Source organism: Tabrizicola aquatica, assembly GCF_002900975.1.
GTDB classification, from domain to species: Bacteria; Pseudomonadota; Alphaproteobacteria; order Rhodobacterales; family Rhodobacteraceae; genus Tabrizicola; species Tabrizicola aquatica.
On sequence record NZ_PJON01000001.1, the window covers coordinates 461,954 to 476,627 of the forward strand.

The window sequence follows — 14,674 nt, forward strand, 5'->3', positions numbered from 1 at the left end:
GCCCACCCTACGCCCGACCTGGCCTATTCGGCGGCCACCTTGATCACCGGTTCCATCTCTTCCAGCACCTTGCGCGACAGGTGGCACTTGATCTGGTGCCCACCTTCCAGCACCTGCACTGGCGGCACCTCGCGTTCACACAGGCCGCCGGGGACCTGCGACTTCCAGCGGCAACGGGTCTGGAACGGGCAACCGGGCGGTGGGTTCATCGCGCTGGGGATATCGCCTTCCAGCACGATGCGCTTGCGGATCACCTTGGTGTCGGCAATCGGCACGGCAGATAGCAGCGCCTCGGTATAGGGGTGGTAGGGGGGCGAAAAGACCTGGTCGGTCGTTCCCATCTCGACCACATGACCAAGGTACATCACCATGACCCGGTCCGAGAGATAGCGCACGATCGACAGGTCGTGGCTGATGAACAAGAGCGTCGTGCGGTTCTCGCGCTGGATGTCCATCAAGAGGTCGGTGACGGCGGCCTGGACCGAGACGTCCAGCGCACTGACCGGCTCGTCCGCCACGACGACCTTCGCGCCGCCCGCAAAGGCCCGCGCGATGCCGACGCGCTGCTTCTGGCCGCCGGACAGCTGCCGGGGCATCCGCTCGGCAAAGGCGCGGGGCAGCTTTACCAGGTCAAGGAGTTCGAGCATCCGCTGCTGTCGTTCGTCGTCCGACTTGCCGAACTTGAAGATCTCCAGCGCCCGGATGATCTGGCGGCCCACAGACATCGAGGGGTTCAGCGTGTCGAACGGGTTCTGGAACACCATCTGCACCTGGCTGACGGTGTCGGTGTTGCGCTTCTGGATCGGGGTGGACTGCACGTTCTCGTCAAACAGCATGATGCTGCCGCTGGTCGCGGTTTCCAGCCCCATCAGCACCTTGGCAAAGGTGGACTTGCCGCAGCCGGATTCGCCCACGATGGCCAGGGTCTCGCCCTCATGCGCCTCGAAGCTGAGCGTCTCGTTCGCCTTTACCACCTTCTTCGTGCCGCCGCCGAAGGCACCGGAGGAGATCGCGTAATACTTCTTCAGATCCTCCATCTTCAGGACCACGCGGCCGATCGGCGCCTTTTCCTTGACCGCGCGCTTGGCGGGAGGGGCGGTCCAGTCGATCTCTTGCCAGCGCAGGCAGCGCGTTTCGTGCCGGTCGCTGTCGGGGACCGGGAACATCGGCACCTCGGTGGCGTCGCAGCGGCCCTTCTGGAAATAGTCGCAGCGCGGGCCGAAATTGCAGCCGGGCGGGCGTTCGTGGGGCAGGGGAAAGTTGCCGGGGATCGAGATCAGGGGCCGTGCGTTCTTGTCCGCCCCTGGCAGCGGGATCGAGCGGAACAGCGCCTGGGTATAGGGGTGGCGCATCTCGTCGAAGACCTGTTCGACATTGCCAGTCTCGACCGCCTCGCCGGAATACATCACGCAGATCCGGTCGCAGACGTCCATCACCAGCCCAAGGTTGTGGCTGATGAACAGCATCGAGGTGCCGTATTTCTCGCCCAGCTCCTTGACCAGATCGACGATCCCGGCCTCGACCGTCACGTCCAGCGCCGTGGTAGGTTCGTCAAGGATAAGGAGCGCGGGTTTGGCCATCAGCGCCATGGCGATGACGATGCGCTGTTGCTGGCCGCCTGAAAGCTGGTGCGGATAGGCGTTGATGATCCGGTCTGGGTCAGGCAGCCGCACATCGGCAACGATCTGGCGGGCAAGCGCCCAGGCATCCGCCTTCGACATCCCGGAATGGATCATGGGCACTTCGGCCAGCTGCGCCCCGATCTTCATCGCCGGATTCAGGCTGGCCATCGGTTCCTGGTAGATCATCGCGATCTCGGAGCCGCGGATGTGGCGCAGCTCTTCATCCCCCATGTTGGTCAGGTCTCGGCCCTTGAACTTGATCGACCCGCCGACAATCCGGCCGGTCTTGCCCAGTTCCCGCATGACGGCCAGGGCGACGGTGGACTTGCCACAGCCGGATTCGCCCACCAGCCCCATCGCTTCGCCCGGCATCACGGTGCAGGAGAAATCCATCACCGCCGGGATTTCCCGCAGGCGGGTGAAGAAGCTGATCGAGAGATGCTCGATCTCCAGGATCGGTTGCGAGGGGTCCCAGTCTGCCATGGTCGTCTCCTTCGGAGGGCGGTGGACCGGGAGTTTCACACCCCCGGACCCCCGTGGGATATTTGGGCAAAGCTGAAAGGCATCAGTCCTTCAGGCTTTCTTCGCGCAGGCCATCGGCCAGAAGGTTCAGGCCAAGGACCAGGCTCATCAGGGCAAGGGCGGGCGCCAGGGCGGAATGGGGGAAAAGCGTCAGCGTCTTGCGGCCGTCGTCGATGGTCGAGCCCCAGTCGGGGCTGTCCGGCGCGACGCCCAGGCCGAAGAAACCCAGCGTGCCAAGAAGGATGGTCGTATAGCCGATCCGCAGGCAGAAGTCGACGATCAGCGGGCCGCGCGCGTTCGGCAGGATCTCCCACAGCATGATGTACCAGGGACCCTCGCCGCGGGTCTGGCCGGCGGCCACGTAATCGCGCGCCTTCAGGTCCATCACGATGCCGCGCACGATGCGGAACACGGTGGGCGAGTTCACGAACACGACCGAAACAAAGACGTTGAGAAGGTTCGGGTCCATCGACCAGACGCCCAGCGGGTCCATGTTGAAGGCAAGGCCGGAATAGGCCCAGAGGCCCACGACCAGCACCACGCCGACATAAAGGTTGCGTTTCTTGGGGTCGGTGAAGAACCGGGCGTTGAAGAGGACCGTCAGGAAGATGATCGGGAACAGGAACAGGACGGCCGCCATCACCACCGGAATGCCGGTCAGCCGGATTTCGGGTGTGACCAGAAGGTAGAAAAGCAGGATGACCGGGAAGGCCAGCACCAGGTTCGAGACGAAGGACAGTGTCGTGTCCAGCCGCCCGCCGAAATAGCCGGCGGGCACGCCAAGCGTGATGCCGACCATGAAGGCAAAAAGCGTCGCCGCCGGGGCAATGGAGAGGACCGAGCGTGCCCCCATCACCATCCGGCTGAACACATCGCGCGCAAGATGGTCGCCGCCCAGCAGGAAGTGGCTGTAGGCGCCCTCGATCTCGCCGGCAAGCGGGGTGCCCAGCGGCTTGTTCTTCATGCCTGAGAACTGGCTATAGGGGTCGAAGGTGATGATCTGGTCGGCGAAAAGCGCGGTGAACACCCAGAACATCACGATCCCGAAGCCGATCATCCCGACCGGGCTGTCGAAGAGCTTGCCATAAAGACCCAGCCGCCGCTTGAAGCTGATCGACAGGGCAAAGGTCGCCGCCAGCGCGACCCAGACCGGCAGGAACTGGATCAGGATGCGGCCGAAGATGGCAGAATAGGCGAGGGTGTCCATGGTCCGCGCCCCTTACGAAAGCCGGATGCGCGGGTTCAGGAAGACATAGCCGATGTCCGAGATCAGCTGGGTCACCAGCACCACGAACACCGCCACGACCGAACAGCCGAGCAGAAGGTTGATGTCATTGTTGCCTGCGGCCTGGACCAGGGTCCAGCCGAAGCCCTTGTAGTTGAACAGGGTCTCCACGATCACCACGCCGTTCAACAGCCAGGGAAACTGCAGCATGATCACCGTGAAGGGTGCGATCAGCGCGTTGCGCAGCGCGTGGCGCATCACGACCTGACGGAAGCTGACCCCCTTCAGCCGCGCGGTGCGGATGTATTGGGCGGTCATCACCTCGGTCATGCTGGCGCGCGTCATCCGGGCGATGTAGCCAATGCCGTAAAGCGCGATGGTCAGGACGGGGAGGGTGAAGCTCCAGAAGGTGATGTTGTCGGGCGACGAGGCGCCCTGGAACAGCGTCTTGCCGTCGATCCAGCCCCATTCGGCCAGCAGCGGCGACAGGCCTGTGACGGGCGACGCGAGCAGCGCCACGAGGATTACGCCCGAGACATATTCCGGGGTCGCGGTGGTCGCGATGGAAAAGGTGGACAGCACCCGGTCGGTCCGGGTGCCCTCACGCATCCCGGCGACGACACCGATCACCAGCGATGTGGGGATCATGACGATCATCACCCACAGCATCAGCCACCCGGTCGAGGCGAGCATCCCGCCCAGATAGGGCAGAACCTCGGTCTTGGCGAAGGTGGAGAAGCCCCAGTCGCCTTGCAGGATGCCGCAGAACCGGGGCGCGATGGCCGGATCGCTGCCGGCTTCGAAGCAGCGGCCGCGCGCGACACCCTTTTCGTCCACGTTGCTCCAGCCGGGCACGATGCCCAGCCATTGGCCATAGCGGCCCAGCACCGAACCGCCATGCCCGTTCTGCTCGATCCAGGCGGCGACCGATTCGTCCGACATGCGGACCGAGCCTTCGCTGCGGGCAAGCTTTTCCAGGTTGGGTGGCAGGTTCGTGAGGTAGAAAACGACGAAGGTCAGCACGAAAGCCGTCAGGATCATAAGTCCGACGCGGCGGGCCACGAAAATCAGCATAAGGCTACCTCTGCTCCATGCGGGCAAGGCGAGATGCCACGGTCCGGGATCGGTCGCGGCAGGCTGGGAAGGGCCGTGTGGCCGGGCACGCGCATCGGCGCGCCCGGCCGATTACGGGTTTATGCAAGCGACCACTTGTAGTGCAGGTGGTCGTTGGACGGGTGCCGCTCGACGTTGAAGCCTTCCTTCACGTGGGCGAAGAGCGAGCGCCAGTAGGGCTGGATGATATAGCCCTCATCCTGCACGATCGCTTCCATCTTCGCCATGACTTCGCGCCGGGCATCGGCATCGGCCAGCGCCAGAGCCTGGGTCATCAGGTTGTCGAACTCGGCATTTGCCATGCCGGTTTCATTCCAGGACCCCGTGGACGTATAGGCCAGCGACATGTTCTGGACCGCCAGCGGGCGGTGGTTCCAGGTCGTGGAGCTGAACGGATACTTCTGCCAGTCGTTCCAGAAGGTCGAGCCCGGCATGACCGTGTGCTTCACGTTCAGGCCGGCGTCCTTCAGCTGCGCCACCACGGCGGCGGTGGTCGCAGCTTCAAAACCGTCGTCCAGCGAGATGACCTCGAACTCGGTGTCAGTCAGACCCGCGGCAGCCAAGGCCGGGGCCAGCTTGGACGGGTCGATCACCTGGGCCGGCAGCGGGGCATATTCCGGGTGAACCGGGCAAGCGTGGTGGTTTTCCGCCGTGGTGCCCAGGTTGTTGTAGCCCAGTTCCAGCACGACTTTCGGATCGACGGCCAGCTGGATCGCCTGACGCACGGCCTTGTCCTTGTAAAGGTCCGAGGTGGCCGAGTTCATCCGCACCACGATCGTGGCGGCGGTGACGACTTCCAGCTTCTTCCAGCCAAGCGCGTCCATCTGTTCGATGAAGTCGCCGGTGGTTTCATAGTTGCAGTCGATCTCGTCCGAGGCGGCGAGGTTCACCATGGTCGACGGGTCGGTGCCGAAGTCGATGTAGTGGATCTCGTCCAGGGGCGCGGTGCCACCCCACCAGGTGTGGTTCGGCGCGCGGACCAGAATGGCCTTCTGCCCGACGGAGACTTCCTGCGGGACATAGGGCCCGGTGCCGATCGGGTTGGTTGCCGGGTCCGATCCGTCGACAAAGCTGGAGTGGACAACAGCGCAGGGATAGTCGGCGACGTTCGGGACAATCGCCACGTCCGAGGACGAGAGGTTCAGCTGGACGGTGTAGTCATCAACCTTGACCACCGCACCTTCGCGCAGTTGCTTGGTCGTTGCGTCGGCCAGGCCCGGGAAGCGGCTGGCGGTCGAACTGCCTTCGACGTTGCCATCGGCCCAGCGGGCAAAGTTGCGCACCACGTCGTCGGCGGTGAAGGGATCACCGTTGTTCCAGGTGATGCCCTGGCGGACCTTCAGCGTGTACTGGGTGGCGTCGGCGTTGGCTTCCCAGCTTTCCAGCAGGCGGCCTTCGAAGGTGCCGTCGGCGTTGTACTGGATCAGGTACTCCAGCCAGCCGCGATAGATGTTGGAAATCTGCGGCCAGTCGGCCAGGCGCGGGTCCTTGGTGCCCTTCACTTCCATGGCGCAGCGGATCACGCCGCCGACCTTGGCCTCTTGCGCCTGGGCCGGGGCGGGCAGGCCGATCAAGCCATAGGCGGCTGCGGCGGACACGCCCAGCGCGGTGGAACGGGACAGGAACTCACGCCGGCTGATCTTGCCGGCAGAATATTCTTCTGCATGCATCCGGGCCGCCGGGTGCAGCCGGGTGGCGTCGGTCTTGTGGGTCATCTGTGTCTCCCTGACAGGCTTATGATCATTATCGTTCTTTGTTTCGGTCGCCCGAAATCGCTGGCCAGCTGTTCGGCCACGGTTACAGACCACGACCGGACGGCCGCGTCTCCGCGCTCCCCCAAGGTCCATTGCGCAACTTTTTCGGCCGCACGTCAACGACTGCTTTCGTCGCTTCATGTAACAAATGCGACATGCATCTGTCGAAAACGCATATACTCGCGCAGCGATTGCGGTCAGGCGCTGCGGCGGAATGCGGAAGGCGACTTGCCCGTGAGGTGCTGGAAGGCGCGGGTGAAGTACGCGGCCGAGTTGAAGCCCAATTGCTCGGCGATGCGGCCGACGGGAAGCTTGGTCTCGGACAGAAGTTTGCGCGCCTCGAAGATACGGCGATCCTGCAAAAGCGCGCTGGCTGGTCGGCCAGAAGCGGCGTTGCAGCAGCGCGTCAGGTGCGTGGGGGTAACGCCCAGCGCCGCCGCGAAATCGCCGACGTTCATGCCGGTGCGGAAGTTCCGTTCCAAAAGCGTGGTGTAGCGGGAGACAAGGCGGCGCGTGGCGTCGGGCTTCGGCGCCTCGCCCGGTTCGGCCTTCCTGGCCTGGCGTTCCAGCCAGACGCCAAGAAGGCCCATGTAATGCTGGGTCGCCCGGTCATGCGCCGGCACGTCGCTTTCCAACTCGCGCAGGATCGAATCGAGCAGGATGTTCACTTCCTGCTGGGCGTGAACCTCACGGATACGCAGGTGTTGCGGGGTCTTGGGCAGGACGATGTCGCAGTCGCGGCCAAAAAAGACGGCCGTGCCAAAGACCTGCGGGCCGGCCTCGAAGCCGTGCATGACGCCGGCCGGGATGAAGATGGCGTTATGGGCGGTATAGCCGCGCGTGACCCCGGCGATGGTGATCCGGCCCTGGCCCTTGGTGAACCACAAAAGGCAGGGCTCGGACAAGGACCGCATCGCCTCGACCCGCCAGCGGCCGCCGGCGGCGAGGCGGGGGATGGCGACAAGGCGGAAGGACGAGGTGGGCGACGGCAGCTTCATCGCGCTGGGACCTTGTGTTCAACTGTGCCTGGCCAGTTAAGCAGCAAGGCTTTCCCGGCCCAAGCGGATTTCGGCGGGGCGGAACCGACTTGTCCACCGAAATCAGACTATTCTGTGCATAACCCTGTGGATAAGCGGAAAGCCGCTTAAAGGTCGCTTCGCAAACGCAGGTTAAGGCAGAGAAATCTGCCGCCACGCACCCATGTTCGATCTGAACCAGGTCCGCTGCCGTTTGGCATATTGCCGGCTGGCCAGGGTGGCGGCATCGGTTGCCTCTTGCAGGGTCATCTGTCCTTGCAGATGGGAGATCAGTTCCGGCGCCCCGATGGCGCGAGAGGCGGGCCGGCGCGGGTCCCAGTCGGCCAGGTTTGCCCGTGCCTCATCCAGCGCGCCATCGGCCAGCATCGCGGCGAAACGGTGATCGATCCGGTCGTTCAACCAGGTGGTTTCCGGCGTAAGAACAAGGGCATCGGCCTGCGGTAGTGGCAAGAGTGGCGGCGGCGTGTCGTCCTGCCAGGCGGCAAGCCCCCGGTCAGTGGCGCGCCAGACCTCCCAGGCGCGCTGGACGCGGACCGGGTTCAACGGGTCGATCCTGGCGGCGGTGGCGGTGTCCAGTTCGGCCAGCAGGGCGGCGCGTCCCTCGGCGGCCATGCGGGCGTCGGCCTCGGCGCGGACTGACGGAGGAACCTCGGGGATCTCGGCGAGGCCTCGGGTCAGGGCGGTAAAGTTCAGCCCCGTGCCGCCGACGATCACCAGGGGCCGGTCGAGAAGCGGCGCCACCTCGCGCAGCCAGTGGCCTACCGAATAGGGCTGGTCGCGCCCGACATGGCCGTAAAGCGCATGGGGCAGGGCGGCCTCGTCGGCCGGGCTGGGGCGGGCGGTCAGGATGCGCCAGTTGTCATAGACCTGCAGCGCATCCGCGTTCACGATCAGACGGCCGTCGCGCGCCGCAAGCTCCATCGCCAAGGCGGATTTCCCGCTGGCCGTCGGGCCCGCGATCAGCACGGGCGCCTCGCGCGAAATGCCGGTTGTCTGCACCTGAAACCCCGGTTGAACCTGCCGCGGTTTTGCGACATTTTGCGGCCCAGTCCAAACACAAAACGAAATGCAGGGGGGTGCCATGTCTGAGCCGGCCACCAAATACAGCCGCGTGATGCTGAAGATCTCGGGCGAGGCGCTGATGGGGGACCAGGGCTATGGCCTGCACCCCCCGACCGTGGCGCGCATCGCCGAAGAGGTGAAGTCGGTCCGCGACATGGGCGTCGAGATCTGCATGGTCATCGGCGGCGGCAACATTTTCAGGGGCTTGCAGGGTAGCGCCCAGGGCATGGAGCGTACGACGGCGGATTACATGGGGATGCTGGCCACGGTGATGAACGCACTGGCGATGCAGTCCGCGCTGGAATCCATCGGCGTTTTTACCCGCGTTATCAGTGCCATCCCGATGGACCAGGTCTGCGAGCCCTACATCCGCCGCCGCGCGGTCCGGCACCTGGAGAAGAAGCGGGTCTGCATCTTCGCCGCCGGCACCGGGAACCCCTACTTCACCACCGACACCGCCGCCACGCTGCGGGCCAGCGAGATGGCCTGCCAGGCGATCTTTAAGGGCACCAAGGTCGATGGCGTCTATGACATGGACCCGAAGAAGCACGCCCATGCCAAGCGTTACGACCATGTCACCTACGACGAGGTCCTGGAAAAGCATCTGGGCGTGATGGACGCCACCGCCATTGCGCTGGCCCGCGACAACGCTCTGCCGATCATCGTCTTCAGCCTGGACGAGCCGGGCGGGTTCCGGGGGATTCTTGCGGGCGAGGGGACCTATACCCGCGTGCAGGGATGAGAGCTGCGCTGGCCCTGTCTCTGCTGCTCGCGGCCCCTGCCAATGCCAACGCCGAACTTCTGGACTTCATGGGCGGCCAGGGCTGCACCTTTGGCACCGAAAGCCGCGCCGCTGCGGTCGCTGCAGGGTTTGCGGAGGCGGATATTGACGCCCTGATCGCCACCGCGCTTGCCGAGAGCGACGCCGAGCAGCAGGGTGCGTATGTGGTGCTGGAGCGGCAGATCTGCACGATCCGTCTGCCCGACGGCATTTCCAGCCCCTACAGCGTCGCGTCGCCCGAGATCGTAGCGATCACCACGCCGATCAACGAGTTTGCCTCCGAGGGTCAGCCCGGCTGTTTCCTGACCAATCCGCGCGCAACCTTCGAATCCCTGGGCTTGGACGAGCGGGACTACTACCGTTTCGTGGCGGCGGGCATCCTGTCCGGTGATCTTCGCCAGTTCGGCCAGGACCCGCTGACTGTCCCCAAGGGGCTACGTGTGGTCAGCGAGGAATGCGCGGCCACGGCGGATATCGACGCGATCCGTAGCGGTCATGTTCGGCTGCAATCGGTCTTTGGCGAATATGTGCGACAGCTGGGCGAAAGGATGCCGTGTGAAGGCCCGCTGCCGGACGTCATGTGGACGACCGTACTGTCCGACCTTCTGCAGGAAGCGGACGCGACCTATCCCTACGATCCGCCACCCGCCGACTACAATGCCTGGCTATGGCTGGAGTATTTGCTGATCTTCGAGGCGGCAGGGTGGCAGGAACGACGGGGGACCAACTCGGACGAGGCAATGCCACCGCTCTGCCACTACGACTAGCGGACAGGCCGGGCGCTTGCCCCTATACCCCCGGCCTCCCGCTCTGCTATAGAGCGCAAAATCGCCCAACGGCGAGGACGACAGAAGGAGCCTGACCCCATGGCAGACGATATCGAGATCGACACCGACGACCTGCAGCGCCGGATGGACGGCGCGATGAATGCGCTGAAGCATGAATTCGCCAGCCTGCGCACGGGCCGGGCGTCCGCCTCTATCGTGGACGCGATCCAGGTCGAGGCCTACGGCCAGATGACCCCGATCACCCAGCTGGGCACGGTGAACGTCCCGGAACCCCGGATGGTGGTGATCAACGTCTGGGACAAGGGCATGATCCAGAAGGTCGAAAAAGCGATCCGGGAATCGGGTATCGGGATCAACCCGGTCACCGACGGCCCGCTGATCCGCCTTCCGATCCCCGAGTTGAACGAGGAACGCCGCAAGCAATTGACCAAGGTCGCCGCAGGCTATGCCGAGAACGCCAAGGTCGCGATCCGCAACGTCCGCCGCGACGGGATGGACCAGATCAAGAAGGCCAAGTCCGCCGGCATGGGCGAGGACGACCAGAAGATGTGGTCGGAAGAAGTGCAGGAGATGACCGACAAGGCCATCGCCGCCGTGGACAAGGCGCTTGAGGCCAAGCAGGCCGAGATAATGCAGGTCTAACGGGGGCGGGGCGCGTGTCGAAGGATCTGGCAAGCGAGGCAGGCCTTCGGCCCGTCAACCATCTGGCGATCATCATGGACGGCAACGGCCGCTGGGCCACGAATCGCGGCTGGCCGCGTCTGGTCGGCCACCGGCGCGGGGCCGAGCGTGTGCGCGAGATCGTCAAGGCCGCGCCTGACCTTGGGATCAAGTGGCTGACGCTCTACGCCTTTTCGACCGAGAACTGGAAGCGGTCCACCGAAGAGGTGCTGGGCCTGATGGCGATCTTCGCCCGCTATATCGAGCGTGAGGCCGAGCGGCTGTCGAAGGCCGGGGTGCGCATGCGCTTTATCGGCGAACGCGGCCGCCTGGACCCCAAACTGCAGCGCATGATGGCGGGGATCGAGGCGCGGACAGCCAATTGCGACCGGCTCAATTTGACGGTGGCTGTGAACTATGGCGGCCGGGACGAGATCCTGCGCGCGGTGAAGAAGATCGCCGAGGACGCGGCCTCGGGTGTGCTGGACCCGCAGCATCTGACCGAAGGCGCCTTCGCCGACCGGCTGGACACCGGCGGGCTGCCCGATCCCGACCTGGTGATCCGCACCAGTGGCGAGACGCGGACGTCGAACTTCCTACCCTGGCAGGCGGCTTACGCGGAATATGAATTCACCGGCACGCTATGGCCCGACTTCACCGCTGAAGAACTGGCCGGGATCGTCGCCCGCTTCGGCAACCGCGAGCGGCGCTTTGGGGGCGTGCTGAAATGAGCGAAGAGCAGGGCGGCGCAAACTCGATTCCCCCCGGCCGTCCGGTCGGCCGGTGGGAGGACCTGCGCAAGCGCGTCGTCTCGGCCGTGGTGCTGGTCGCTGTGGGCGGGGCCGAGATCTGGCTTGGCGGGCCGTCCTTTGCGGTGCTGGTCGTGCTTCTGACCGGCGCGATGGTCTGGGAACTGGCCACGATGACCGCGCCAGACCACCACAACACGCCCTTGGGGCTGGCGGCGCTGGCCGCGGTCAGCCTGGGGGCGGCGCTGTTCATTGCCGATCCTTTCGCGACGGCATTCCTGCTGGTGCCCGCGCTGGCCATCGCCTTGACCGACCGGCGGGATCGGCGGCTGTCCAGCCTGTATTCGGTGGCGATCATGGTGGCAGGCTATGGGCTGGTCGATCTGCGGATGTCGGCGGGCACGCCCGTGATCCTTTGGCTGGTGCTGATCGTCGTCGCCTCGGATGTGCTGGGCTATTTCGTCGGCCGCATCCTGGGTGGGCCGAAGTTCTGGCCGGCGATCAGCCCGAAAAAGACCTGGAGCGGCACCCTGGCCGGTTGGCTCGGCGCGGGGCTGGTCGGCCTGGGCTTCTGGCTGGCGGGCTATGGCACGCCGGCGCTGGTGGCTTTGTCGGTGGCGATCGCGCTGGCCGGGCAGATGGGCGACATCTGGGAAAGCTGGATCAAGCGGCGCTGCGGGGTCAAGGATGCGTCCTCGCTCATCCCCGGCCATGGCGGAGTGCTGGACCGGTTTGACGCGCTGATCGGCGCGCTGGTGGCCCTGATGGTGCTGGGCCTGGTGATTGACCTGCCCCTGCCGGGGGTGGCGGCGGGGTGATGCGCAGCGTTTCGATCTTTGGCGTCACCGGGTCTATCGGCGCGCAGACGGTGGACCTGCTGCGCCGCGCGGCACCGGGGACCTACCGCGTCGTCGCGGTGACGGGCGGGCGCAACATCGCGGCCCTGGCCGAAGCGGCGCGGGAGTTGCGGGCCGAGGTGGCGGTCTGCGCCGAAGAGGCCGGGCTGGAAGAGCTGCGTCAGCGGCTGGCAGGCTCGGGCGTCGAGGTTGCGGCGGGGGCCGCGGCGATAGCGGAAGCCGCCGACCGCCCGGCCGACTGGGTGATGAGCGCGATCGTCGGCGCGGCGGGGCTGGTGCCGGGGTTCCGCGCGCTGCGGAATGGGACGACGCTGGCGCTTGCCAACAAGGAATCGTTGGTGACGGCCGGGCCGCTCCTGATGGCCGAGGCCGCCGCACACGGCGCGCGCATCCTGCCGGTGGACAGCGAACATTCGGCCATCTTCCAGGCCCTGGCGGGTGAGGATGTGGCTGCGGTGGAGCGGATCATCCTGACCGCGTCCGGGGGTGCCCTGCGCGACTGGCCGCTGGAGCGCCTGGCCCGTGCAACGGTGGCCGAGGCGCTGGCGCATCCGAACTGGGCCATGGGGCAACGCATCACCATCGATTCGGCCAGCATGTTCAACAAGGCGCTGGAAGTGATCGAAACGCGTGAGTTCTTCGGCGTGGCACCCGAGCAGGTCGAGGTCATCATCCACCCCGAATCCCTGATCCACTCGATGGTCGGGTTCCACGACGGGGCGATCATGGCCCATATGGGAGCGCCCGACATGCGCCACTCCATCGGCTATGCGCTGAACTGGCCGGCGCGTGCGGCGCTGCCCGTGGCGCGGCTGGACCTCGCGCAGATCGCAAGCCTGACCTTCCGCGCCCCGGACCTCGACCGCTATCCCGCCCTGCGCCTCGCGCGGGAAGTGATGGCGCGCCGGGGCCTGGCGGGGGCCGCATTCAACGCGTCCAAGGAGATCGCCCTGGATCATTTCCTGGACGGCCGCCTGGGCTTCATGCAGATGTCTGGGGTCGTCGAGGACACGCTTTCGGCACTGGACGCCGAAATGGGCGCGGCAAATCTTCCGGGAAGCCTTGAGGATGTGCTGGCGATGGACCATCTGGCACGGACAAGGGCGGGCGAAGCCGCGCGCCGGATCGCAGGAGAGCGCTGACCCATGGACCTTCTTGCAAGCCTCGGCCCGGCCATCGGTGGCACGGCCTGGACAGTGTTCTTCTTCATCGTCGCGCTGTCGGTGATCGTCTTTGTCCACGAGTATGGCCACTACATCATCGGACGCTGGTCCGGCATCCATGCCGAGGTCTTTTCGCTGGGCTTTGGCCCTGTCCTGTTCAGCCGCCGCGACCGGCGCGGCACGCAGTGGCAGATCGCGGCCATCCCTTTCGGCGGCTATGTCAAGTTCCTGGGCGATGCCGATGCCAGTTCGGTCCGGCAGGGCGAGGTTGCGGGGCTGAGCGCCGAGGAACGGCGGCACACCATGGCGGGCGCGCCGCTGTGGGCGCGGACCGCGACGGTGGCTGCGGGGCCGGTGGCGAATTTCATCCTGACGCTGATCCTGCTGATCGGCATGGTGGTTGCTTTCGGCGTCCCGCGCGAGGAACCCACCGTGGGCGAAGTGCGCGCCTATCCGTTCGAGGGCCCCTCGTTGCAGGTGGGCGACGTGATCACCGCGATCGAGGGCCGCCCCACCCCCGACACCGAGGCGTTCGGCGCGGCGATGGCCGATCTGCCAGTCAAGCGCGTGATGAACTACACCGTACGCCGCGGCGATCAGGTGCTGGAGGTAGAGGGGCCGCACCTGTACTCGGCCATCGTCGGGACCGTGGTGATCCGTTCGGCCGCCATTGATGCCGGCCTGCAGGAAGGCGACGTGATCCTGTCGCTTGACGGCATCGAGATCACCACCTTCCAGGAACTGCGCGGGATCGTGCAACAAAGCGAAGGCCGCCCGCTGCCGATGACGGTCTGGCGCAACGGCGAGACGTTCGATCTGACCCTCTCGCCCCGCCTGCGCACCACCGAGGATGAGGGCGGCCAACTGGTCGACCGCTATCAGATCGGCATCTTCGCGGGCCTCGCGTTCGAGCTTGCCACCCGCAATGTCGGGCCATGGGAGGCTGTCAGCCTGGCCGGCTCGCAGATGGCGGGGATGGTCACCTCGACCTTCTCGGGCTTGTGGAACATCATTTCGGGGCAGATCACCAGCTGCAACCTGTCTGGCCCCATCGGGATGGCCGAAAGCATGGGCGACGCGGCACGGATCGGCGGGGAAAGCTTCCTGCTGATGCTGGCGGTCATGTCGCTGGGCGTCGGCATCCTGAACCTGTTCCCGATTCCGGTGCTGGATGGCGGACATCTGGTGTTCTACGCCTATGAGGCGGTGATGCGCCGTCCGCCGCCGGACCGGGCGCTGCGGGTGATGATGATCATGGGCCTGAGCATCGTGATCGCGATCATGCTTTTCGCCCTGTCGCGCGACCTTTTGTGCGTCTGACCCGCGCCGGTCGGCAATCCT

General features: G+C 65.6%; 13 protein-coding genes. 7 read left to right on the plus strand and 6 right to left on the minus strand.

Going from position 1 to position 14,674, the window contains the following annotated elements; all coding sequences use genetic code 11:
- Nucleotides 1-23 precede the first annotated feature (23 nt).
- The 6 genes from CXR42_RS02220 to miaA form a co-directional block, all read right to left on the minus strand.
- A complete protein-coding gene (locus CXR42_RS02220) occupies nucleotides 24-2,105 on the minus strand; it encodes a dipeptide ABC transporter ATP-binding protein (protein WP_103256980.1) in 2,082 nt (693 codons plus the stop codon).
- 82 nt (nucleotides 2,106-2,187) lie between these two features.
- Nucleotides 2,188-3,351, minus strand: coding sequence for an ABC transporter permease (locus tag CXR42_RS02225; RefSeq protein WP_103255876.1), 1,164 nt, complete (start codon nucleotides 3,349-3,351; stop codon nucleotides 2,188-2,190).
- A 12-nt stretch (nucleotides 3,352-3,363) separates the two neighbouring features.
- Nucleotides 3,364-4,443 carry an ABC transporter permease gene (locus tag CXR42_RS02230; RefSeq protein ID WP_103255877.1) on the minus strand — a complete coding sequence of 360 codons (1,080 nt, stop codon included), beginning with the start codon at nucleotides 4,441-4,443 and terminating at the stop codon, nucleotides 3,364-3,366.
- 119 nt (nucleotides 4,444-4,562) lie between these two features.
- Complete coding sequence (locus tag CXR42_RS02235; RefSeq protein ID WP_103255878.1) at nucleotides 4,563-6,197, minus strand: ABC transporter substrate-binding protein; 1,635 nt, start codon at nucleotides 6,195-6,197, stop codon at nucleotides 4,563-4,565.
- A 236-nt stretch (nucleotides 6,198-6,433) separates the two neighbouring features.
- Nucleotides 6,434-7,234 carry a helix-turn-helix transcriptional regulator gene (locus CXR42_RS02240; RefSeq protein WP_103255879.1) on the minus strand — a complete coding sequence of 267 codons (801 nt, stop codon included), beginning with the start codon at nucleotides 7,232-7,234 and terminating at the stop codon, nucleotides 6,434-6,436.
- A gap of 171 nt (nucleotides 7,235-7,405) precedes the next feature.
- A complete protein-coding gene (gene miaA, locus CXR42_RS02245; protein WP_103255880.1) occupies nucleotides 7,406-8,356 on the minus strand; it encodes a tRNA (adenosine(37)-N6)-dimethylallyltransferase MiaA in 951 nt (316 codons plus the stop codon).
- On the opposite strand from miaA, the gene pyrH reads away from it, so the two are divergent.
- The 7 genes from pyrH (at nucleotide 8,355) to rseP (ending at nucleotide 14,653) form a co-directional block, all read left to right on the plus strand.
- Nucleotides 8,355-9,077, plus strand: coding sequence for a UMP kinase (gene pyrH / locus CXR42_RS02250; RefSeq protein ID WP_103255881.1), 723 nt, complete (start codon nucleotides 8,355-8,357; stop codon nucleotides 9,075-9,077). The two genes, miaA and pyrH, sit on opposite strands and share 2 nt — an antisense overlap.
- The gene (locus CXR42_RS02255) at nucleotides 9,074-9,883 is read left to right on the plus strand and encodes a hypothetical protein (protein ID WP_103255882.1); all 810 of its coding nucleotides are present in this window, start codon (nucleotides 9,074-9,076) and stop codon (nucleotides 9,881-9,883) included. Before pyrH ends, CXR42_RS02255 begins: the two co-directional genes overlap by 4 nt.
- Before the next feature lie 99 nt (nucleotides 9,884-9,982).
- Nucleotides 9,983-10,546 (plus strand): ribosome recycling factor, encoded by a 564-nt coding sequence (gene frr, locus CXR42_RS02260; protein WP_103255883.1) that lies wholly within the window; start codon nucleotides 9,983-9,985, stop codon nucleotides 10,544-10,546.
- A gap of 74 nt (nucleotides 10,547-10,620) precedes the next feature.
- On the plus strand, nucleotides 10,621-11,295 hold the full coding sequence (uppS, locus tag CXR42_RS02265; RefSeq protein WP_103256981.1) for a polyprenyl diphosphate synthase: 675 nt from the start codon (nucleotides 10,621-10,623) through the stop codon (nucleotides 11,293-11,295).
- Entirely contained in the window at nucleotides 11,292-12,131 is an 840-nt protein-coding gene (locus tag CXR42_RS02270) for a phosphatidate cytidylyltransferase (protein WP_103255884.1), read from the plus strand. The genes uppS and CXR42_RS02270 overlap by 4 nt, the downstream gene beginning before the upstream one ends.
- Nucleotides 12,131-13,312: a 1-deoxy-D-xylulose-5-phosphate reductoisomerase gene (gene dxr, locus CXR42_RS02275; RefSeq protein WP_103255885.1), complete on the plus strand. Its 1,182-nt coding sequence runs from the start codon at nucleotides 12,131-12,133 to the stop codon at nucleotides 13,310-13,312. The genes CXR42_RS02270 and dxr overlap by 1 nt, the downstream gene beginning before the upstream one ends.
- 3 nt (nucleotides 13,313-13,315) lie before the next feature.
- Nucleotides 13,316-14,653: an RIP metalloprotease RseP gene (rseP, locus tag CXR42_RS02280; protein WP_103255886.1), complete on the plus strand. Its 1,338-nt coding sequence runs from the start codon at nucleotides 13,316-13,318 to the stop codon at nucleotides 14,651-14,653.
- Nucleotides 14,654-14,674: the final 21 nt, after the last annotated feature.

Coding starts and splice junctions, on each gene's coding strand:
- CXR42_RS02220 (WP_103256980.1), bottom strand. CDS start 2,105: ATGGCAGACTGGGACCCCTCGCAACCGATCCTGGAGATCGAGCATCTC.
- CXR42_RS02225 (WP_103255876.1), bottom strand. CDS start 3,351: ATGGACACCCTCGCCTATTCTGCCATCTTCGGCCGCATCCTGATCCAG.
- CXR42_RS02230 (WP_103255877.1), bottom strand. CDS start 4,443: ATGCTGATTTTCGTGGCCCGCCGCGTCGGACTTATGATCCTGACGGCT.
- CXR42_RS02235 (WP_103255878.1), bottom strand. CDS start 6,197: ATGACCCACAAGACCGACGCCACCCGGCTGCACCCGGCGGCCCGGATG.
- CXR42_RS02240 (WP_103255879.1), bottom strand. CDS start 7,234: ATGAAGCTGCCGTCGCCCACCTCGTCCTTCCGCCTTGTCGCCATCCCC.
- pyrH (WP_103255881.1), top strand. CDS start 8,355: ATGTCTGAGCCGGCCACCAAATACAGCCGCGTGATGCTGAAGATCTCG.
- miaA (WP_103255880.1), bottom strand. CDS start 8,356: ATGGCACCCCCCTGCATTTCGTTTTGTGTTTGGACTGGGCCGCAAAAT.
- CXR42_RS02255 (WP_103255882.1), top strand. CDS start 9,074: ATGAGAGCTGCGCTGGCCCTGTCTCTGCTGCTCGCGGCCCCTGCCAAT.
- frr (WP_103255883.1), top strand. CDS start 9,983: ATGGCAGACGATATCGAGATCGACACCGACGACCTGCAGCGCCGGATG.
- uppS (WP_103256981.1), top strand. CDS start 10,621: ATGGACGGCAACGGCCGCTGGGCCACGAATCGCGGCTGGCCGCGTCTG.
- CXR42_RS02270 (WP_103255884.1), top strand. CDS start 11,292: ATGAGCGAAGAGCAGGGCGGCGCAAACTCGATTCCCCCCGGCCGTCCG.
- dxr (WP_103255885.1), top strand. CDS start 12,131: ATGCGCAGCGTTTCGATCTTTGGCGTCACCGGGTCTATCGGCGCGCAG.
- rseP (WP_103255886.1), top strand. CDS start 13,316: ATGGACCTTCTTGCAAGCCTCGGCCCGGCCATCGGTGGCACGGCCTGG.